At 43.4% G+C, this 205-nt stretch carries 1 protein-coding gene; it reads left to right on the top strand.

The window, feature by feature from the left end; genetic code table 11:
* Positions 1-205 (top strand): trypsin-like serine protease (locus A142_RS13150; RefSeq protein ID WP_139137178.1); only part of this gene is annotated, 205 nt, incomplete at both ends.

Raw genomic sequence — 205 nt, 5'->3', positions numbered from 1 at the left:
CACCAATGTGGATTGGCAAAATGATTTTGACGACATGGTTAAAAACAACTGCACCGGAATGATTGTCGGAGGCAATCAAGTATTAACTGCGGCTCATTGCACGGACTTAACCAGTATCACCTTTGCCGACGGCACTGTGATGGATGCTATTAGTCGAGATGATCACCCTAGTTACTTGTATTCAAGTTCAGGCTCTCAATATGAT

This window comes from Vibrio splendidus 12E03, assembly GCF_000272105.2.
Classification (GTDB): Bacteria; Pseudomonadota; Gammaproteobacteria; order Enterobacterales; family Vibrionaceae; genus Vibrio; species Vibrio splendidus_I.
Note: the sequence above shows the minus strand (reverse complement) of the source record. Positions and strands in the feature narration are given on the sequence as shown.